General features: G+C 54.0%; 16 protein-coding genes. 9 read left to right on the forward strand and 7 right to left on the reverse strand.

Annotated elements, in window-relative coordinates:
* Window positions 1–13: 13 nt before the first annotated feature.
* From sufD to tenA, 5 genes are all read left to right on the forward strand, one after another.
* Entirely contained in the window at window positions 14–1,333 is a 1,320-nt protein-coding gene (gene sufD, locus ABLO27_RS04750; protein WP_353030847.1) for a Fe-S cluster assembly protein SufD, read from the forward strand.
* A gap of 155 nt (window positions 1,334–1,488) precedes the next feature.
* On the forward strand, window positions 1,489–2,745 hold the full coding sequence (locus tag ABLO27_RS04755; protein ID WP_353030849.1) for a cysteine desulfurase: 1,257 nt from the start codon (window positions 1,489–1,491) through the stop codon (window positions 2,743–2,745).
* 12 nt (window positions 2,746–2,757) lie between these two features.
* On the forward strand, window positions 2,758–3,153 hold the full coding sequence (locus tag ABLO27_RS04760) for an SUF system Fe-S cluster assembly protein (protein WP_352944034.1): 396 nt from the start codon (window positions 2,758–2,760) through the stop codon (window positions 3,151–3,153).
* A 73-nt stretch (window positions 3,154–3,226) separates the two neighbouring features.
* Window positions 3,227–3,601: a Fe-S cluster assembly scaffold SufA gene (sufA, locus tag ABLO27_RS04765; RefSeq protein WP_353030851.1), complete on the forward strand. Its 375-nt coding sequence runs from the start codon at window positions 3,227–3,229 to the stop codon at window positions 3,599–3,601.
* Window positions 3,602–3,640: 39 nt separating this feature from the next.
* Entirely contained in the window at window positions 3,641–4,306 is a 666-nt protein-coding gene (tenA, locus tag ABLO27_RS04770) for a thiaminase II (protein WP_353030853.1), read from the forward strand.
* Window positions 4,307–4,367: 61 nt separating this feature from the next.
* Here tenA and ABLO27_RS04775 read toward each other — a convergent pair whose 3' ends face one another.
* From ABLO27_RS04775 to parE, 4 genes are all read right to left on the reverse strand, one after another.
* Window positions 4,368–5,429, reverse strand: a complete 1,062-nt coding sequence (locus ABLO27_RS04775) for a GGDEF domain-containing protein (protein ID WP_353030855.1) — start codon at window positions 5,427–5,429, stop codon at window positions 4,368–4,370.
* Window positions 5,430–5,551: 122 nt separating this feature from the next.
* A complete protein-coding gene (locus ABLO27_RS04780; protein WP_353031710.1) occupies window positions 5,552–7,000 on the reverse strand; it encodes a DEAD/DEAH box helicase in 1,449 nt (482 codons plus the stop codon).
* Window positions 7,001–7,290: 290 nt separating this feature from the next.
* Window positions 7,291–8,022: a sulfotransferase family 2 domain-containing protein gene (locus ABLO27_RS04785; RefSeq protein WP_353030857.1), complete on the reverse strand. Its 732-nt coding sequence runs from the start codon at window positions 8,020–8,022 to the stop codon at window positions 7,291–7,293.
* 97 nt (window positions 8,023–8,119) lie between these two features.
* A complete protein-coding gene (gene parE / locus ABLO27_RS04790; protein WP_353030859.1) occupies window positions 8,120–10,165 on the reverse strand; it encodes a DNA topoisomerase IV subunit B in 2,046 nt (681 codons plus the stop codon).
* A 615-nt stretch (window positions 10,166–10,780) separates the two neighbouring features.
* On the opposite strand from parE, the gene ABLO27_RS04795 reads away from it, so the two are divergent.
* On the forward strand, window positions 10,781–11,620 hold the full coding sequence (locus ABLO27_RS04795) for a tetratricopeptide repeat protein (protein WP_353030861.1): 840 nt from the start codon (window positions 10,781–10,783) through the stop codon (window positions 11,618–11,620).
* Between the two features lie 69 nt (window positions 11,621–11,689).
* On the opposite strand, the gene ABLO27_RS04800 is transcribed toward ABLO27_RS04795, so the two are convergent.
* The 3 genes from ABLO27_RS04800 to erpA form a co-directional block, all read right to left on the reverse strand.
* Complete coding sequence (locus ABLO27_RS04800) at window positions 11,690–12,121, reverse strand: hypothetical protein (RefSeq protein ID WP_353030863.1); 432 nt, start codon at window positions 12,119–12,121, stop codon at window positions 11,690–11,692.
* Window positions 12,122–12,218: 97 nt separating this feature from the next.
* On the reverse strand, window positions 12,219–13,001 hold the full coding sequence (gene xth, locus ABLO27_RS04805) for an exodeoxyribonuclease III (RefSeq protein ID WP_353030865.1): 783 nt from the start codon (window positions 12,999–13,001) through the stop codon (window positions 12,219–12,221).
* Window positions 13,002–13,067: 66 nt separating this feature from the next.
* The gene (gene erpA / locus ABLO27_RS04810) at window positions 13,068–13,409 is read right to left on the reverse strand and encodes an iron-sulfur cluster insertion protein ErpA (RefSeq protein ID WP_353030867.1); all 342 of its coding nucleotides are present in this window, start codon (window positions 13,407–13,409) and stop codon (window positions 13,068–13,070) included.
* Between the two features lie 154 nt (window positions 13,410–13,563).
* On the opposite strand from erpA, the gene ABLO27_RS04815 reads away from it, so the two are divergent.
* From ABLO27_RS04815 to ABLO27_RS04825, 3 genes are all read left to right on the forward strand, one after another.
* Complete coding sequence (locus tag ABLO27_RS04815; protein ID WP_353030869.1) at window positions 13,564–14,781, forward strand: deoxyguanosinetriphosphate triphosphohydrolase; 1,218 nt, start codon at window positions 13,564–13,566, stop codon at window positions 14,779–14,781.
* A gap of 98 nt (window positions 14,782–14,879) precedes the next feature.
* The gene (argS, locus tag ABLO27_RS04820; RefSeq protein ID WP_353030871.1) at window positions 14,880–16,649 is read left to right on the forward strand and encodes an arginine--tRNA ligase; all 1,770 of its coding nucleotides are present in this window, start codon (window positions 14,880–14,882) and stop codon (window positions 16,647–16,649) included.
* Between the two features lie 147 nt (window positions 16,650–16,796).
* Window positions 16,797–19,301: an SPOR domain-containing protein gene (locus tag ABLO27_RS04825; RefSeq protein WP_353030873.1), complete on the forward strand. Its 2,505-nt coding sequence runs from the start codon at window positions 16,797–16,799 to the stop codon at window positions 19,299–19,301.
* The last annotated feature ends 12 nt before the right edge of the window (window positions 19,302–19,313 follow it).

Raw genomic sequence — 19,313 nt, forward strand, 5'->3', positions numbered from 1 at the left:
GGAGCGACGGGACATGAACGTTAGCATACCCATCAACCATACGAAGGCCGAAAGCGACCTTTTCGATCGTTTCGACAATGTGAAGGGGGCATTGCCTGGCTCCGTCGCTGTCGCAGCAATGCGCGAGGCGGCGATCGACCAGATCCGGGAAAAGGGACTGCCCCATCGGCGGGTCGAAGAATACAAGTATTCCGATCTGCGTGCATTTCTGAAGTCCGCAGCGCCAATGGCAGCAGCGGCTGAGGCGGACGCTGTAAAGGCTCTTCTGGACGCAGAGAACAGCTACGGCGATTTGGACCGGTACCGGATCGTTATCGCGAACGGTCGGTATGTTGCTGAACTCTCGGATGTCAATGCGTTGACTGCCGAAGGTGTTTTGATTGCAGACATCAGTGAAGCGCTGACCGGTGACAATGGCGCCCAACTGCTCGCGTCACCAAAATCCGGACCCAATGATGGAATCATCGCGCTCAATACTGCGTTCCTGCAGGGGGGAGTCGTAATCACCGTAAAAGAGGGTGTGGAGATTTCTAAACCTGTTGAACTTGTGCAGGTTGCCACAAGTGCTGGAGCGCAGGTCACAAGAAACAATGTCTCGATTGGCAAGGGTGCCAAGGTTCGATTGCTGGAAACGTTTCTTGGCGAAACCGGCGAAGGCGAGCTCAACACGGTGTTTGACTACAGCGTGGCCGACACTGCCTTTCTGGCCACAACACGGCTGATTGCTGGTAAGACCGACGCCGCCCGTCTCTACACTTCGATCGCAACGATCGGTGCAGAAGCGGAGCTCAAGTCGCTTGGTTTCATTGCCGGTCCGAAGTTTGCGCGGAACCAGCAGTTCGTCGAATTCACCGGCGAGAATTCGGAAGCGAAAATCTACGGCGTCTCCATGGCAGGCGGTGATGATCTGGCGGATCAGACACTGGTGGTCGATCATGCAGTGCCGCATTGCAACAGCCGCGAATTCTTCAAGACGGTTCTCGATGGACGCTCGAAAGGTGTCTACCAGGGCCGCATCAATGTTGCGCAGCACGCACAAAAGACCGATGGCGAAATGATGACCCAGGCTCTTCTTCTTTCCGAAGAAGCAGAGATGGCCAACAAGCCCGAGCTGGAAATCTTCGCTGACGACGTCATCTGTGCACACGGTGCAACAAGCGGTCAGATTGATGAAGACCTGCTCTTCTACCTGCGTGCACGAGGTATTCCCGAAGATGAAGCCAAAACACTGCTGGTTCTGGCATTTCTATCCGAGGCTATCGAAGAATACGGCGAAGAAGACGTTACCGACAGGTTGGAACAGCGCGTGCGCGACTGGCTAGCCGGTCACTGACCGTCAACTTGCGCTAGGTCATTGCCGAAAGAGTTTCGGCTTTGCATATCTCGGCCGTTTCCGAACCTCCGGTCCGGAAACGGCAGGAATTGGTCAAGTGACACAAGGGACCGTGTCACGGCTTCACGGATTGATTTACGAAGGAGTAGCGCCGGATGACCGTCGCGACTGCAGAACAGACAACACAGGTTGGCGGCTACGACGTTGAAGCCGTGCGCAAGGATTTTCCAATTCTTTCACGGGAAGTCTACGGCAAACCGCTTGTCTATCTGGACAATGGCGCATCTGCGCAAAAGCCGCAGGCAGTCATTGATGCGGTGACGAATGCATATTCCAATGAATATGCCAACGTTCATCGCGGCCTTCACTATCTTTCCAACACGGCCACAGACAACTATGAAGCCGCACGGGAGAAGGTTCGCCGGTTTTTGAATGCGAAGTCCGTGGACGAAATCGTCTTCACCAAATCGACCACGGAAGCGATCAATCTGGTCTCCTACGGTCTGGGTCCCGACTACTTTCAGGAGGGTGACGAGATCGTATTGTCGATCATGGAGCATCATTCCAACATTGTACCGTGGCACTTCCACCGTGAACGCAATGGCGCGAAGCTGAAGTGGGTTTACGTAAAAGAGGACGGGTCATTCGACCTGGACGCATTTCAGGATTCATTGAGCGAAAGAACCAAGCTCGTCGCGATGACCCAGATGTCAAATGTCCTGGGGACGGTGGTCCCGATCAAGGAAGTCTGCAGGATTGCGCATGAGCGCGGTATCCCGGTCCTGGTTGACGGAAGCCAGGCTGCTGTGCATCTGCCAGTCGATGTTCAGGATCTCGATTGTGACTACTATGTCTTCACAGGACACAAGGTTTATGGCCCTTCGGGTATTGGGGTCCTGTGGGGAAAACCTGAACGGTTGAACGCGCTGCGTCCGTTCAATGGCGGTGGCGAAATGATTCTGGATGTGACCGAGGACCTGGTCACATATAATGATCCTCCGCACAGATTTGAAGCCGGCACGCCGCCGATCGTTCAGGCTATCGGATTGGGTGCAGCACTTGACTACATGGATGCATTGGGGCGGGACAACATTGCCCGTCACGAAGCTGATCTCAGGGCATATGCGCACCAGAAACTCAAAGAGATCAATTCACTCAGGATTTTCGGAGATTCGCCGGACAAGGGAGCGATTGTTTCCTTTGAGATCCAGGGCGCACACGCCCATGATGTCGCGACGATTATCGACCGTGCCGGAGTTGCGGTGAGGGCAGGGACGCATTGTGCGCAACCGCTCTTGGCAAGATACGGTGTAACCTCTACATGTCGGGCAAGTTTCGGGCTCTATAACACGCGCGAGGAAGTCGATGCGCTGTATGAAGCTCTTTTGAAAGCTCAGAGCTTTTTCGGGTAAGGACGAACCCCTATGGAAAACGCTACAACGATTGACACCAACGCGAATGGTGAAGAGTTGCAGGCTGAAGTTTCTGCCAAAAGTGCAATTCCGGCAGATGAACTGGACAGGCTTACGACCGACATCATCGGTGCGCTGAAGTCAGTTTACGATCCGGAAATCCCTTGCGATATCTACGAGTTGGGTTTGATCTACAAAGTGGATATCGATGATGACCGGTCCATCAACATCGACATGACACTGACGGCGCCTGGATGCCCCGTCGCTGGTGAAATGCCTGGTTGGGTTGAAAACGCTGTTTCGGCGGTCGCCGGCGTGGGCCCTGTGAATGTCGACATGGTGTTTGACCCACCCTGGACACCGGACCGCATGTCCGATGAAGCCAAGGTCGCTCTCAACTGGTATTGAGTAGTCAACCTTTTATCCGATAAGCTGAAACCCTATATCAGGTTTTGGAACGCACGGACCAAACGAGGAAAGCATGGCTGCCGGAAAATTTCAGGTCATGACATTGACTGACACTGCTGCCGACCGAGTGCGCGAGCTTGTCGAAAATTCTGACAAGAACGCTATCGGTCTGCGTGTCGGCATTAAAAAAGGTGGCTGTGCTGGCATGGAATACACCATGGACCTGGTCGAAGAGGCCAAGTCAGGTGATGATGTGGTCGAAGACAAGGGGGCAAAGCTTTTCATTGACCCATCTGCGGTTCTGTTCCTTCTGGGAACGGAAATGGACTTCGAAGTCACCAAGTTCCGCTCCGGTTTCGTCTTCAAAAATCCGAATGAAGTCTCGGCCTGCGGTTGCGGTGAATCCGTCTCTCTGCAGGCTGCGGACTTGAGCGCGTTGGCGCGCTGATAGGTTTGTAGTTCAGCAGCTCTTTTCCAGAGGAAATTCATGAAACTGTTCGAACGGCTTAAAGCCGATGCGGCGCCGCAATGGGCGGACTACACCCAACATGAGTTTGTCCGTCAATTAGGCGATGGTTCGTTACCTCTGGAATGTTTCAAGCACTACTTGGTTCAGGACTATTTGTTCCTGATCCAATTTGCCCGAGCCTACGCTCTGGGCGTTTACAAGAGCCCCTCAGTTTCGGATATGCGGCAATCGCTGGAAGGTGTGAAAGCAATCCTTGACGTTGAGCTTGAACTGCACATTGAGCTCTGTGGCAAATGGGGAATGTCTCGCGACGAGATCGAAAACGCTCCGGAAGACACTCCGACAATGGCCTACACGCGCTTTGTTCTCGATGCGGGGATGTCGGGTGATTTGCTGGATCTTCAAGCTGCACTGGCCCCATGCATAATCGGGTATGCGGAGATTGGTTCCAGATTGACCAACGAAGGAGCGGATCGGGAAGGTAATGCCTATCGGCGCTGGATACAGGAATATGCCGGGGAAGCGTATCAGGATCTCGCCAAAGGCTTTGCGGGTTGGTTCGATGAGACCGCCGAGCAGGTGCTAACGGTAAACCGCTACCCGAGGGTTCTGTCCTTGTTTGAAAAGGCTTCGCGGCTCGAAAGTGATTTCTGGCAAATGGGCTTTAGCGCTAAGCGCCGGTAAATAGGTTGCCCGGCTTCAAAATTCCGATTCGCTCGGAGAAGCACCGGGCAAGCTATTGAATTCAAGCAACGTTTTCCTGGTCGGAAGAACCGCCTAGGTCTAGCTCTGTTCGAACCAGATTGCGGCCGGCGTTCTTCGCTGAGTAAAGCGCTTCATCAGCGCGCGACAGAATGGAATGCGCGGTGTCCATCTTCTGATAGCAGGCAATGCCAACAGAGATGGTAACGCGGCCAAGATTCTCCCCGGTAGAGCGTTTCACCAGTTCCTTCGACATGACTGCCGTGCGAATGCTCTCACCGATCTTCTTCGCTTCTTCCAGATCGGTGTGCGGCAGAATGATTGCAAACTCCTCGCCACCATACCGGCACGCGATGTCCTGAGCCTTGATATTTTGCTTCACAGCCAGGGCAACAAGGCGCAGGACCTGATCCCCGGTCTGGTGACCGTAAGTGTCGTTGAACTTTTTGAAGTGATCGATGTCGGTCATCAAAAGCGCGAACCCGCGACCGCTATCGCTCGATTGATCGGTAATCTTTTCGATCGAGTTTTCGAAATGTTTGCGATTGTTGAGCGTCGTCAGTTCGTCAGTAAGCGACTCGTACCGAATAGCCTCAAGCGCGGACTGCAGGCTTTCAATGTGTTTCTTGGATTCCAGCAGTTGGCTTTCCAGCTTACGATTTGACGTAACTGCGTTCTGCGTAGACTTCACAAGATGAGTTACATACATCTGAAGCTTTTCGGGGTCTGCGACGCTCTTGATCTTTTCACCGGCTTGTTCGAGCGCTGCTCCGTAATCGGATGTGGCGTCGGTGCACAATTTGATTGAATCGACGAGTTCTTCGACTTCCCGGGAAACTTTGGTTCCGACTTCGTCCAGGCGGTCACCCAATCGGGTAGGGGACAGAAAGCGCCCATAAAGGGTTAGCATCTCGTCTGTGCTGATCCGGCCGTTCTGCTTGACCGAGTCATTAACTGCACGATTGAGACCCTGATTGTAGCCAGCAGAATATGTGTACCAAAGTTCATAAGAACGCGGATACGCCGGCAGCGTGTTCTTCTTGATATAACTAATAGCGGACTCACCGTACTTGATGGTCCGCTTATGGTCGTCTTCGTCCGCCATAAAAATCTCTCACTTAAGCTCCGCGAATCCGCCCCACACGGTCGCAAAGTCTAAGTTTAAGATGCTGATGTAACGCTTAAGGAGCGGTTAAGCTTAAGGCGAAACATTGACAAAAATCGCAGTTATGAAGCCTTTTTCGGCCGAGGTTCACGTAGAAGGAACGCAGGTATATGAACCCCAGGGCTGAATGCCGGTTCCATCTTTTCATTTCTGGATTTCTTGCCGGAAGATTTTTGCGGAAGATTGGATACTGGAACCGGGGTCAAGGCGTCCTGCTGCTCCTCATTGACGTTCTTGGAAGTGTCGCGTGATTTCGATTGGGAGCGGCGACGCCCAGATGGCTTTGCCTGATCCGCATCATTGTCGTTGCTGGTTGTGTTGCTGCTTTTGGCGGATTTACCGGCCTTCCGCTTGGCTTTTCGTTCCTTTGCAGCCGCTTCGAAGTCAATCGCATCGCCTTGCCAGTCGATGGATTTTTTGATGAGAGCTTCGATGGCTTCCAGATATTTCTTATCTTCGCCTGTCACCAGCGTAAATGCGGACCCGCTTCTTCCAGCTCGGCCTGTGCGACCGATTCTGTGAACATAATCTTCAGCGTTGATCGGCACGTCGTAGTTGAAGACATGGCTGACTTCCGGAATATCCAGACCGCGCGCTGCAACATCACTTGCAACGAGTAACTTGATATTTCCTTTGCGGAAATTATCCAGCATCATCATGCGTGTCCGCTGGTCCATGTCACCATGCAGGGCGCCGACATTGTACTCGTGGCGTTCCAGGGACCTGAAAAGCGTTGATACGTCTCGTTTGCGGTTGCAGAACACGATTGCGTTCTTGAGGTCTTCTGCACCTTCCAGAAGCTCGCGCAATGCAGCACGTTTCTCATAGTCCTTGGAAGGAGAAGCCTTGAGCTTCTGGGCGACGTTGTCAGCGGTTGAAGATGTTGGTGCAACTTCGATGCGTGCCGGGTTCTGCAGGAAGGTTTCCGTCAGTCTCTGAATTTCAGGCGGCATGGTTGCTGAGAAAAACAGTGTCTGTCGCGTAAACGGGATAAGTTTGCAAATCCGTTCGATGTCGGGAATGAAACCCATGTCCAGCATGCGGTCGGCTTCATCGATCACCAGGATTTCAACACCTTGAAGAAGGAGCTTGCCACGCTCGAAATGATCGAGCAGGCGACCTGGAGTGGCAATCAGGACATCCGTTCCCCGGTCGAGTTTCTTGTCCTGTTCAGCAAATGAGACGCCGCCAATCAGCAGGGCCACGTTCAGCTTATGATTGGTGCCGTACTTCTCGAAGTTTTCTTCCACCTGGGCAGCAAGTTCACGGGTAGGCTCGAGAATGAGTGTTCTCGGCATCCGCGCCCGTGCACGGCCTTTTTCAAGCAAGGTCAGCATCGGCAAAGTGAAGCTTGCGGTCTTGCCTGTTCCGGTCTGTGCGATGCCGAGTATGTCTCGGCGCTCCAGCACTTGCGGGATCGCCCCGGCCTGAATTGCCGTGGGTTCTTTATAACCAGCTGCTTCAACTGCAGCGAGGACCTTCTCGCTAAGACCGAGAGTATCAAATGCCATGGAGCGTTTTGCCCAGATGTTGTGATTGTAAATCGAAAGCACCTTGGAAACCGTCGGCGCCAACGTGCGCACACCCTACATTCATGGGCACAGGTGTCAATGCGCCGTTGAGGTAAAATATCAAGAAAATCGAGTATTTCTGCTCCGATTTTGCCAACTCAGTTAATAGAGCAACTTGGTTGCATTATGAAATCCGTACGGAACATTACTAATTGAAGGGCAAAAAGCGACCGCAAGCCGCCCGGTTAGCTTTAATGGCAAAGCATTTCCAGTCGAAACCAGGGAGCCTGTCAGGCCGGTAGAGCTGATTGGGAGTAGAACAGGTTGTAGTCTGCCTTGTACCGCCGCTGGAGCTTTCTGCTCAATGCTTCATCTGCAAATGAGCTCAGAGTATCGCCTGAGACAAAGTCCGATACTTGGTAGCCTGCTGCTGTCTTTGGTCGCTGTTGTAGCGCACTTTCAGACAAAAATATTTCGAGCGAAGTATCAAACTGCTCTAGCTGCAAAACTATGTCTGCCGTCATGGTGCCCTTGTAGGTCAGCGTCGCTTTTTGACTTCGAAACAGATTGTCTGCGTCCAGATCTGATATGCCAGAAATGTGAGCCACGAATTCAGCCGGTGACATTGCTTTGTCGAAATATCGCTCGCTGTAATAGGAGGGTAGGGGTTCCTCGGTGAGGATGATCTTTTCGTAGCAATAGGCAAGCCGATGAAGTGGGTCTTGGACCCAAGCGACAATCTTCATGTCGGGGTATCGGCGCTTGAGTTCACGAGCCGTCAGCAGCTCAACATTTCCATGAAACAACTGGCGTTCCAAGTTACTCGCTTGAAGGCCCGAGCCTCGTTTGAGAGCAGGCACACTGAAGTTACCGGCCAGGTAGTTCAGAATGGGGGCCAATACGTGAAACGCCGGCTCAGTTGCCCGCGCGTACGCGATGTCGTGATCTGGAAATGCCAGGTAAACATGATTTCTCAGCGGTCGCCGCCGCTTGTCAAACATCGCATAGACCCGGTTCAACATAATACAAGCCCGGTTGTTGAAACGAGAAGCGGCGAAAATTGCATGCGGCCACTTCTGCCTGATAAACAAAGTTCAAACAAAATACGCGTGGTCTCTACTAGATATCAAGATCTTCGGCGAATTCTGCATTTTCCTGAATAAAGCGAAAGCGTGCTTCCGGCTTGTTGCCCATGAGCCTTTCAACCGTATCGTTGGTCACGGCTATCGCCTCTTCGCCCACGTCGACCTTCAGCATGGAACGCTTTGCCGGGTCCATGGTGGTTTCCTTCAGTTGTGCTGGCAGCATCTCGCCAAGGCCTTTAAATCGGCCTATTTCCACCTTGGACTTGCTCTTGAAGACGGTCTCCAGCAATTCATCCTTGTGCGCATCGTCGCGGGCATAGAGCGTCTTTCCGCCCTGGCTCAGACGATAGAGTGGAGGGACCGCCAGGTAGAGGTGTCCACCGCGAATCAGTTCAGGCATTTCCCGGTAAAAGAAGGTAATCAAAAGTGATGCGATATGGGCGCCGTCGACGTCAGCATCCGTCATGATGACGATCTTTTCGTAGCGTAGATCGGTTTCCCTGTATTGCGAACGGGTGCCGCAGCCGAGAGCTTGAATAAGGTCCGCGAGCTGTTGGTTGGCGACCAGTTTGTCCCGGCCGGCATTTGCAACGTTCAGGATCTTGCCACGCAGTGGAAGAACGGCCTGGTTGGATCGGTTTCTTGCCTGTTTTGCCGAGCCGCCCGCCGAGTCGCCCTCGACGATGAAGAGTTCAGTGCCGTCGGATTGATTGGCGGAACAGTCGGCCAGCTTGCCGGGAAGCCTGAGTTTCCTGACTGCAGACTTGCGTGCAACGTCCTTTTCCTGGCGGCGGCGAAGGCGTTCTTCCGCACGGTCGATCACCCACTCCAGAAGCTTGTTGGCCTGGTTTGGAGAAGCTGTGAGCCAGTGGTCGAATGCATCGCGGACAGCTGTTTCTGCAATCCTTGTTGCTTCGTTCGTCGCAAGCTTGTCTTTGGTCTGGCCGACAAACTCAGGCTCGCGAATGAAAACCGATAGCATGCCGCCCGCTGACGTCATTACATCATCACCGGTGATGATGCTGGCTTTCTTGTTGTTCGTCAGTTCCCCATAGGCCTTAAGTCCGCGCAGCAGCGCATAACGGAAACCTGCTTCGTGGGTCCCGCCTTCCGGCGTCGGGACGGTATTACAGTAGGAATTGACAAACCCGTCACCTGCGAACCAGCTGACTGCCCATTCCACGGATCCGTGTTTTCCGGTTTTGTCGGTTCGGCCGGCAAAGACCTCGTCCACAACCCGGCGTTCCTTGGTCAGGCGCTCTTCCAGAAAGTCCTTCAGGCCCCCTGGAAAGTGGAAAACAGCCTCTGTGGGCGTTTCGTCCTTCTCCGAAATCAGATCGGGCGCACAGTGCCAGCGAATCTCAACACCGCCGAACAGGTATGCTTTTGAGCGCGCCATCTTGAGCAATCGCGCAGGCAGGAAGCGGGCGCCTTTGCCGAATATCTGTTCGTCGGGTTTGAAGCGGACCTGGGTGCCTCTTCGGTTTTGAGTGTCACCAACCAGTTCCAGTGGGCCTTGGGGGTGCCCGCGTCTGAAAGTCTGCCGGTAGAGTTTCCGGCTGCGCGCGACTTCAACGACCAGTTCTTCGGAAAGCGCATTGACAACGGAAACGCCGACCCCGTGCAACCCACCGGACGTTTCATATACCTTGCTGTCGAACTTGCCGCCCGCATGAAGCGTCGTCATGATGACTTCGAGAGCTGACTTGTCCTTGAATTTCGGATGCGGGTCGACCGGAATGCCGCGCCCGTTATCGGTGATGGTCAGGTATCCGTCGGCTGTTAAATTGACGTCGATCCATGTCGCATGACCGGCAACAGCTTCATCCATCGAGTTATCGATAACTTCCGCGAACAGGTGATGCAGAGCCTTTTCATCAGTCCCGCCGATATACATGCCTGGTCTGCGACGGACCGGTTCGAGACCCTCAAGGACCTCAATGTCTGCAGCTGAATACTCATCGGGAACCGGAACGGCCGTCACTGGACGCGACTTTTGCGGCGTCGGAGCTGTTACCTCCTGCGTCATTGGGGTCGAGACCGCTGCATTGCCAGCAAATAGATCGTCTTTTGCGCTCATTCCAAATCGCCTGATGGGGTTTGTAATTCTGTTTCCCGAAGTGTCTGCGCCGTTACCTACACCGAATCACATCCAATTTTGAAGGACAAACATAGAACGGGAAAGGAATTTGGCCAAAACCTTCCGTTTTCAACAGCGAACTCGTCCATCTTGTCCTGGAAACCGATCGTCAACCTGATTGTGTTTTGATGGAGTGAATGCCGCAAGTGGGGCAAGGGGCAAAAATTGTGCTAATTCGGCAACACCTGAAAACAGAGTCGTGTCGCAGCTGTCTGAAACACCAAGCTGCCCATGTTCGGCCATGTTTGCCCATCACCCGTTGCGCTATGATCTGATCAGTTGGCTGCTTTCAAATTGTGGCAGTGAATGAAATGGATCGGACTGAGGAAACAGTAAAAGGTCTCATTTGGGCCCAGAATGGCCCAACTTAGGCCGAATTGATTGGCCATTTTAGGCCTTCAGAACAAATGGTTCACAAGCACGCAGCTTCGTGAACTGATGAGAAGACACATGCGCTTGGCGCGGACAAATAACAAGATCGCAAAGATCGTCCGTCGCACCGAAAATGTTCGGCCGATGGTGAATAGTGTAACAGGGATGCAAAAGAAGAGTTCAATGCTTCGACGCCTAGGAAAATCGGGAGCTTTGCTTGGCGCGTTGATCGTCGTTGGCCTGGCGGGGCCGGCATTGGCTTTTGATGGGAAGCCCGCAGTCGACAGTTCGATCGGCCCGGGAGATCTATCCCCGACCGAGGCGCTTCGCGCGGGGGTGCGGCAATACAACGAGGGCCGCAAAACCGAAGCTTTGTCGACTTTGCGCTACGCCGCAGAGAACGGTCAGCCCAGCGCGGCCTGGAAACTTGGCGAGATGTACGCCACCGGTGATGGTGTCCAGGAAGACGATCTCAAAGCATTTCAATACTATAGTCAGATTGTTCGCGAGCACGGAGAAGACCGTCCCGATGCGCCCGATGCTCCGTTTGTTTCCAGCGCTTTTGTCGCTCTCGGCTCCTACTACCTCAACGGTATTGACGGCGCAGTCCCGAAAAACGAGGCGCGCGCGCGGCATATCTTTACCCATGCCGCATCCTATTTTGGCGACGCCGAAGCTCAGTATGAACTTGGTCGTATGTACCAGAACAGCAACAGCCGAATGGCGGTACGGTGGTACAACCTTGCTGCGTTGAAAGGCCACGTCGGGGCACAGGCCAGGCTGGGCGAAACGCTGTATACGCTCGGATCATCAGAGAAGAAAAAGGCGCGAGGTCTGATGTGGATGACAGTCGCCCGTGAGCAGGCTACTGGTGCGGAAGCTGGATGGATCCACGACATGCATGAGCAGTATTTCGCTGTGTCTCCTGAGCCGGTTCGTGAAAAAGCGCGCTCGCTTGCAGATGGCTGGATCGAGCAGAACCGCCCGGATATGCTGACAGCACAACAGCTTACCACGCAGTAGCCAGTAGTCCGCAGTCGCAGAACCGCTTCTGCATTGATCTCAGCACTCTTTGATTTTCGTGGATCCGGCTTATCCGGTCTTCAGCTCATCCGGCTTTACGGGCGTGATTGGGGCTTGGGGAGCTTCATCCGCACCTTTCAGCATTTCGTCTTGCAGATTCGTGACCGGGCAGGGGGCGTTGCTTATTTGCCACGAGGTGTTGTTCAAAACCATCTCGCAGGTTGCCATCTTCAGGCCACTCGGGCTTTTCAGGCAAATCGATTCACCCAGGCCATAGTCTTCACCTTGGTATCTGCAGGTGCATGAGACGTTTTGAGCATGAGCAGACGCAGCGAAAACAACCGCGGCCAGGGCCAGCAATGTTGTGAGATTAATGACTGAAGTGGCCGCATTGCGCTGTCCGGTCTGCCTAAGAGCTGCCGGAGATCTGGTGTATCCGCTTGTTGCCGGTGCGGAATTGGTGCGGCGGTGCGTTATCCCATGATCCAGAAAGAGTACCATGGTCGGCACTTACTGCAAGCCCGGGCCGGACACAGCACGCTTCGGCCAAGCTTTGTGCTAAGTGCCTACATGACACAAAATATGGATTTGAAACGCATTACGCGGCGAGGGTGACCCAGACGGGAACGTGGTCTGAGGGCTTTTCCCAGCCGCGAACATGCTTGTCTATACCGCAGCCGATCATGCGGTCGGTCGCCTGTGGCGACATGAGAATGTGGTCAATTCTAATGCCGTTGTTCTTCTGCCAGGCCCCAGCCTGGTAGTCCCAGAAAGTGAAGGTCTCGGGCGCTTCGGTGCAAGATCTTACGGCTTCCGTCAATCCTAGATTGGCAAGTGTCCTGAAACGTTGACGGCTTTCCGGTTGGAAGAGTGCATCGTCCAGCCAGTTTTTCGGGTTCTTGGCGTCGATCGGATCAGGAATGACATTGTAGTCGCCAAGAAGCAGAAAAGCCGTTTCATCCTTAAGTCTGCGCTCAGCATGGGCGATCAGGCGGTCCATCCATTCGAGCTTGTAAGGAAACTTTTCAGTTCCAAGAGGATTGCCGTTGGGAAGATACAAACAGCCGAACCTGATGGCACCATGATCCGTTGATACGCTGGCTTCTATATAGCGTGCTTGTTCATCCTCATCGTTGCCCGGTAGCCGACGCTGGACATCTTCCAGCGGGCGCTTGGACAGGAGCGCGACACCATTGAATCCCTTCTGGCCGTGGGTCTCAACATTGTAGCCGAGGTCTTCAAAGGGTTGACGTGGAAAGTTCTCGTCGACCGATTTGATTTCCTGAAGGCAGGCGACGTCTGGCGAGGTTTCTTTCAGCCACTCAAGAACCGTGTCGATCCGGGCCTTGACGCCATTGATGTTCCAGGTCGCAATTTTCATGAGCAGGTAGCCTCGGGTTCAGGTGAGCCGGGGCTACCGGCCATACGGATATGCGCTTGGAAAGCGTCAGATGGTGAAACTCGTCCCGCAGCCGCAGCCGGCCACCGCATTGGGATTGTTGATCTGAAACGACTGACCGATCAGGTCATCAACGAAGTCGATTTCCGATCCGCTCATGTATTGCAGGGAGATGGAGTCGATCAAGACGGTCGCACCCGTCTTTTCTATAACGAAATCATCGTCTTCACTGTTGCTGACAACGTCGTACTTGTATTGCAGGCCGGAACAGCCTCCACCTTCAACGCTGACACGCAGCATGCTGCCGGAGGGTTCTTTTGACAAAATTGTCGCGATCCGCTTGGCAGCCCGTTCGCTGACTGTTACTCGATTTTCAAGTACTTCGGTCATCTTTTGCCGACTCGCTTAAGCTCGCCCTTCAAGAAAGAGCGGTAAATCTGATTTAAGCAGATAAGTATGTTTTGGGATCGCTCACGTCAATGTACTGCGTTTGGCTGTGATAGGTTAATACACGGGGATGTCTTTGAACGATGGCTGGAAGCAAATGAAAACGGACATTGGATTTGGCGCGCAATCCCGTGCGGTCTACGCGGAAAATCCGTTTGCAAGTCGTGGACGATTGTATCCGGAACCGGAGAGTCCAACGAGAACACCGTTTCAGCGTGATCGTGACCGGATTATCCATTCTTCCGCGTTCAGACGTCTGAAGCACAAGACTCAGGTCTTCGTCTACCACGAAGGCGATCATTTCCGAACGAGGCTGACGCATACGATTGAGGTCTCGCAAATTGCCAGATCACTGGCGAGAGCCTTGCGTCTGGACGAAGACCTTGCTGAATGTCTGGCGCTTTCTCACGACCTGGGTCACACGCCTTTTGGTCATGAAGGGGAAGACGTCATGCATGAATGCATGGCGCCCTTCGGTGGGTTTGACCACAACGCGCAGTCCCTGCGTGTCGTGACCCATCTGGAACAGCGTTATGCCGAGTTCGATGGCTTGAACCTTGCTTGGGAAACGCTTGAAGGCCTTGTGAAGCACAATGGACCGCTGGTTGACGAAAGCGGAGCACCACTTGGCAAATTCAAAGGCGGCCAATTGCCCTTTGCCATTCGTGACTACGCCGTAAAACAGGACCTGCTTCTTCATACCTGGCCGGGGGCCGAGGCACAGGCAGCAGCCATCGCTGATGATATTGCCTATGACGCCCATGATCTGGACGATGGGTTGAGAGCCGGACTTTTCGCCATTGAGGACATGCGTGAAGTTCCTTACCTCGCGCAGATCTTGACGGAAGTGGATCGGAAGTACCCTCGGCTTGAGGAAGGCCGCAGGATCCATGAGATCGTCCGACGGTCAATCACCAAGATGGTGGAAGATGTTATCGCGGAAGGGATGCAGAACATTTCGGCGCTCGACCCGCACAGTGCACAGGACATTCGTCTGGCAGGTCACTGTCTTGTCAAGTTTTCCGATGAAATGGCGAGTGCTGAAAGGGAAGTAAAACGGTTTCTGTTTGCACGCGTTTATCGCCATGAGGACGTTCTTGCGGTGCGAAAACTCGTTGCCCAGGTCGTGAGAGACTTGTTCGACAAATTCCAGAAAGACCCTGGCCAGATGCCGGAACCGTGGAACATCGGTCTTGTCGAGTTAAGCGACAATGATGTCGCGCGTCGGGTCTGCGATTACATTGCCGGCATGACCGATCGGTATGCAATTGAAGAACATCGCAGATTGTTTGACGACACACCGGATTTAGGGTAGGCGCTTGAGCGAAATGTTATCCCCGTAACGCCGGAGGCAGGGTCCTCTGCTGCGCACGGGGCATTTGTGTTTGCAATACTAAAGCCGATCGGTGCTCTATGAATATCTTCGCGGACTTCACTCAACGTGTTAAAAAGTCTCTTCAAGAACTTGAATTGAAAGACTCTGGTGGAAATGCACCGGACCTGTCACGTGTCGTCGTTGAAGCGCCTCGCGATCCGGCTCATGGTGACTTTGCAACCAACGCAGCCATGGTTCTGGCTAAGCCGCTCGGCGCGAAGCCCAGGGATCTGGCGGAAAAGCTCGTCGACAAGCTGAACGCCGACCCGGACATTACCGAAGCAACCGTTGCCGGACCGGGCTTCATCAATCTGCGTGTTGCGCCCGTTGTTTGGCAAAGAGTTCTCGGCAGCATTCTGGAACTCGGGCAGCAATTCGGCTCAGTGCGGATGTCTCCGGCTCCCAAGGTGAACGTCGAATACGTATCGGCAAACCCAACCGGACCGATGCATGTGGGTCATATTAGAGGTGCGGTCGTGGGAGACGCCTTGGCCAACCTTCTGTCCTTTGCAGGGGCCGATGTCGTCAAGGAATACTACATCAACGACGCGGGTTCGCAGATTGATACGCTGGCGCGCAGCGCTTTCCTGCGTTACCGCGAAGCGCTTGGCGAGGACATTGGTGAAATTCCGGCAGGGCTTTACCCGGGGGACTATCTGGTTCCAGTAGGAGAAAAGCTAAAGCAGGAATTTGGCGAGAGCCTTGCTGAAATGGATGAGGCCGATTGGCTGCCATTGGTCAAAGAACGGGCAATGGCAGCGATGCTTGATCTGATCCGCGAAGATCTGGCCGCGCTTGGTGTGAAGCACGAAATCTTCTTTTCGGAAAAATCCCTTCATGCACGGGAGAATGACAGCGGGTCGAAGATTGACCACATGCTAGAGGGGTTACGCCAGAAAGGCCTGGTTTACGAGGGAACCCTGCCGCCGCCAAAGGGACAGGTACCTGAAGACTGGGAAGATCGCGAGCAGACATTGTTCCGCGCCAGCGACTTTGGTGACGATACCGACAGAGCTCTCAAGAAGTCAGACGGTTCCTATACCTATTTCGCCGCCGACGTAGCTTATTTCCAGGACAAATTCGAACGCGATTTCCAGGAAGCCATTTACATACTCGGGGCTGACCACGGTGGCTACGCAAAGCGTCTGCAGGCCGTCGGCAAAGCCGTCTCGGATGGCAAGACCGATGTCATTGTCCGTTTCTGCCAGCTGGTGAAGCTGATGCGGGATGGCGAACCGGTAAAAATGTCCAAGCGTTCCGGCGACTTTATCACTTTGCGCGAAGTCGTGGATGAAGTTGGCTCGGATCCGGTTCGTTTCATGATGTTGTTCCGCAAGAACGACGCTCCGCTGGATTTCGATTTCAAGAAGGTTACGGAGCAGTCCAAGGACAATCCTGTTTTCTACGTACAGTATGGCTACGCTCGGTGCCGCTCTGTGATGAGGCAGGCAGCAGAAGAACTGTCGGGTACGGATCTTGGTGAAGCATCCTTGTCTGCTGCCGACTTTACTTTGCTGGACGATAGCGGTGAACTTGAGTTGATTGCGAAAATGGCTGAATGGCCGAAAGTGGTGGCGGCAGCAGCAGAAACACATGAGCCGCACAGGATCGCTTTTTATCTGCATGAACTGGCAAGTTCTTTGCATGGACACTGGAATCGTGGCAAGGAAATGCCGCATTTACGTTTTATTGACGCCGGTAACTCGAAATTAACCCTGGCACGTCTTGCATTGGTTCGTGCAATATCTCTGGTGCTTGCTTCAGGTCTTGCGATTCTCGGCGTTAATGCTCCTGAAGAAATGCGCTAGATTTAAACATAGTCTTGAGTGCCTGGAAATCGAAGGCACAATGACTGAACTGGACCGGTTTTCGTAAAGCCTATGTCGGAAGACAACGAAACTAAGCGACCTGACTTGCATGCACCCGAAAACAGATCGGGTGGAGATCGGCCGGCTGTGGAAGATCCGCTGGTCGAACTGGCACGGATTGTCCATAAGAACAAGCAATCGGGGGCGAATGTGAGCAGCGGTCGCGTAGGCAGTACGGATTATTTCGCGGATCTGGACGATTTTTCTGGAGACGATGTCAATACAGCCGACAGTGCAGCTGATCGTGTAGAACCCTCGTTTGCGAATTTTGTTGGCCAGCCGGAAACAGACGGTCAAAGCGTCGACAGTGCTTCTGAACCGATTGCAGATATTACGCCGACGGTTGAAGCCCCTTCGATTGAACCTGGCGCATCGGGCCAAACAGAGCCGTTTTTCCGATCTGGTGTGACGTCGATTGAAAATCCAGAGCCAGTAGAAACTGAACCGCCGAGCTCAAACGTTTCACCTCTGTGGCCAAAAGCGCCAGAGCCGCAGAGCCTTAGCGGTGCTGTTTCCTCTGCTGCAAAAGTGAATGTCCACCCGGATTTTGGATCACCGGTTCATGCCTATCAGGTCAACCCGGTCGGTTCGGAACAACCGGATGCGGTGGCCACCGTAGAAGAGACCGGTCTCGCTCCGTCCGTTTCGCTTGACCTGGAACAAAATCTCACTGCGGAACTGGAAGACGAACTCATTGGTGCGTTTCGTCAGTCGGTCGATGACGAAACGACCGAGGATGAGAAACACTGGGCCCCACATGTTCCAGAAGAACGTGATCTGGTAGAGAAAAACCCGGTGGCAGGTCCACAGCCGGTCGAGCACATTCCGGAAATTTCTCAACAGATTTTCCCTCGTCCGACGGTGGAAATTGCCGAGGAAGAGGAAATCAACCTGAATGCTGTGACTGCGGAAACGGCTCCTCAACCTGTGGCTCCGCCGGTTGAGCATGAGGTTTCTGGATCAGAAGAACAAGGACCCGCGACAGAGGCTCCCGTCGTCAATCTGAACCCGCAAACATTTGCCGTTACCGAAGCGATCAGCAAGGCAAAGCGGCCGACGATTGATGAAAACGATCTGTTTGCCGCACTAAATCCGGCTCCTGTCAGTTTTGACGCGGAACAACAATCGGTTGCCCAGCCAGAAGAATCCGAGCAGCCGAAGCCGGCTGGCATAGATGCACTTTTTGCCGATCTTGAATTTCCGGACCCAGCAGAAAGAAAAACTGCCCAGACAGAAGCTCACGAAACTGTCGCCGAAACTTCCGCCTCCGAGATTGACGATATGACATGGCCAGCTGCCGCGGAGGCAGTGCCACAGACGGAAGAAGATGAGACACCGCCACCGCCTGAAGGGTACGACCTGGATGCGGTTGCACGTGCAATGCAGGAAAGCGATCCCAGCCTGACTGGGGCAGGGGTGTTGCCTCCACATCCGAGTGCTGAAGAAGCCGTTGTGCCGCAAGCGAAGGAAAAGTCGCGACGCGGCATGTTCGTGGCTGCTGGCGTATTGGGTGTCGCTGTGCTCGGTGGCGCCGGATTTTTCCTGTACGACGGTGGCTCGGTTCAGGTGCCAAGCGGGCCTCCGCCGATCATTAGTGGATTGCAGGAACCGTTGAAGGTCTTCCCGGAGCAATCACAGGCTCAGACGAATGATAGTGCATCCAAGCTGATTTACGATCGTGTTGACGGCACAAGCGAGATTATCCCGGGTGAGCTTATTCTGCCCGAAACTCCGCAACCTGCAGAACTGCCTCCTGCACCGGCAGGAAGCGATGGAAGTGCTGAGCTCGTACCAGGCTCGCCGAAGCGTGTAACGACCTACAAAGTGCTGCCGGACGGGACGATAGTATCGGAAAGCGACGCTTCGACACGTGCTGCAGGGACCCAGACGCCTACACCAACGCCGACCCCGGTAACCACGGCGGATGCGGGAACGCCGAGAGTGGTTGCGACGACGCCCTCTATCTCGGGTGATGCAGCGCAGGCACCTGATGTTTCCAGTCCCGAACCCGTTGTTTCAGCGCCTGCAGAGCCTTCTGTTCCAGGTACGCAAGCTGAACCTGCTCCTGTCCTGCCAGGAGCTTCGGATACACCTGCAATCGTTGCAGATGAAACGCCTGTTCAACCTGCCGTCAGCGAACCGGTGGCACCGGTTCCGTCTGTCCTCCCTCGCAAGAAGCCTGCCGCACCTGTTCAGGTGGCCAGCGCACCGGTGACGCAGACAGCACCGGCACCAATCGTTCAAAACGATGGGCCGCTTAATCTGTCCCAACCAGCTAGTACACAAGCACCTGCGCCGGCAGCAACAAGCAACGAAGTGTCTCCTTCCGGAAACATTCCCTCCGGAACTTATATCGTACAGGTAACGTCGCAACGCTCAGCTTCGGCAGCATCTGATGCATATGCAGGCCTGCAGCGTCGGTACCCTTCGATTCTTGGTAATCGAAACGCGGTTATCGTCCCGGCGGATCTCGGTGACAGAGGCGTCTTTTACCGGGCGCGAATCCCTACTGGATCGCGCGATGAAGCCAACTCTCTTTGCCAAAGTCTTCAGGGGGCAGGTGGCGACTGCTTTGTCCGCCGCCAACCCTGACGCAGCTTTGGC

It is taken from the genome of Roseibium sp. SCP15 (assembly GCF_040329435.1).
Classification (GTDB): Bacteria; Pseudomonadota; Alphaproteobacteria; order Rhizobiales; family Stappiaceae; genus Roseibium.

Bases quoted from the DNA above. Each gene is read 5' to 3' on its own strand.
- parE (WP_353030859.1), bottom strand. From the start codon at position 10,165: ATGAGCGCAAAAGACGATCTATTTGCTGGCAATGCAGCGGTCTCGACC.
- ABLO27_RS04785 (WP_353030857.1), bottom strand. From the start codon at position 8,022: ATGTTGAACCGGGTCTATGCGATGTTTGACAAGCGGCGGCGACCGCTG.
- ABLO27_RS04795 (WP_353030861.1), top strand. From the start codon at position 10,781: ATGCTTCGACGCCTAGGAAAATCGGGAGCTTTGCTTGGCGCGTTGATC.
- ABLO27_RS04775 (WP_353030855.1), bottom strand. From the start codon at position 5,429: ATGGCGGACGAAGACGACCATAAGCGGACCATCAAGTACGGTGAGTCC.
- sufA (WP_353030851.1), top strand. From the start codon at position 3,227: ATGGCTGCCGGAAAATTTCAGGTCATGACATTGACTGACACTGCTGCC.
- argS (WP_353030871.1), top strand. From the start codon at position 14,880: ATGAATATCTTCGCGGACTTCACTCAACGTGTTAAAAAGTCTCTTCAA.
- ABLO27_RS04780 (WP_353031710.1), bottom strand. From the start codon at position 7,000: ATGGCATTTGATACTCTCGGTCTTAGCGAGAAGGTCCTCGCTGCAGTT.
- sufD (WP_353030847.1), top strand. From the start codon at position 14: ATGAACGTTAGCATACCCATCAACCATACGAAGGCCGAAAGCGACCTT.
- tenA (WP_353030853.1), top strand. From the start codon at position 3,641: ATGAAACTGTTCGAACGGCTTAAAGCCGATGCGGCGCCGCAATGGGCG.
- ABLO27_RS04815 (WP_353030869.1), top strand. From the start codon at position 13,564: ATGAAAACGGACATTGGATTTGGCGCGCAATCCCGTGCGGTCTACGCG.
- ABLO27_RS04760 (WP_352944034.1), top strand. From the start codon at position 2,758: ATGGAAAACGCTACAACGATTGACACCAACGCGAATGGTGAAGAGTTG.
- ABLO27_RS04755 (WP_353030849.1), top strand. From the start codon at position 1,489: ATGACCGTCGCGACTGCAGAACAGACAACACAGGTTGGCGGCTACGAC.
- ABLO27_RS04800 (WP_353030863.1), bottom strand. From the start codon at position 12,121: ATGGTACTCTTTCTGGATCATGGGATAACGCACCGCCGCACCAATTCC.
- erpA (WP_353030867.1), bottom strand. From the start codon at position 13,409: ATGACCGAAGTACTTGAAAATCGAGTAACAGTCAGCGAACGGGCTGCC.
- xth (WP_353030865.1), bottom strand. From the start codon at position 13,001: ATGAAAATTGCGACCTGGAACATCAATGGCGTCAAGGCCCGGATCGAC.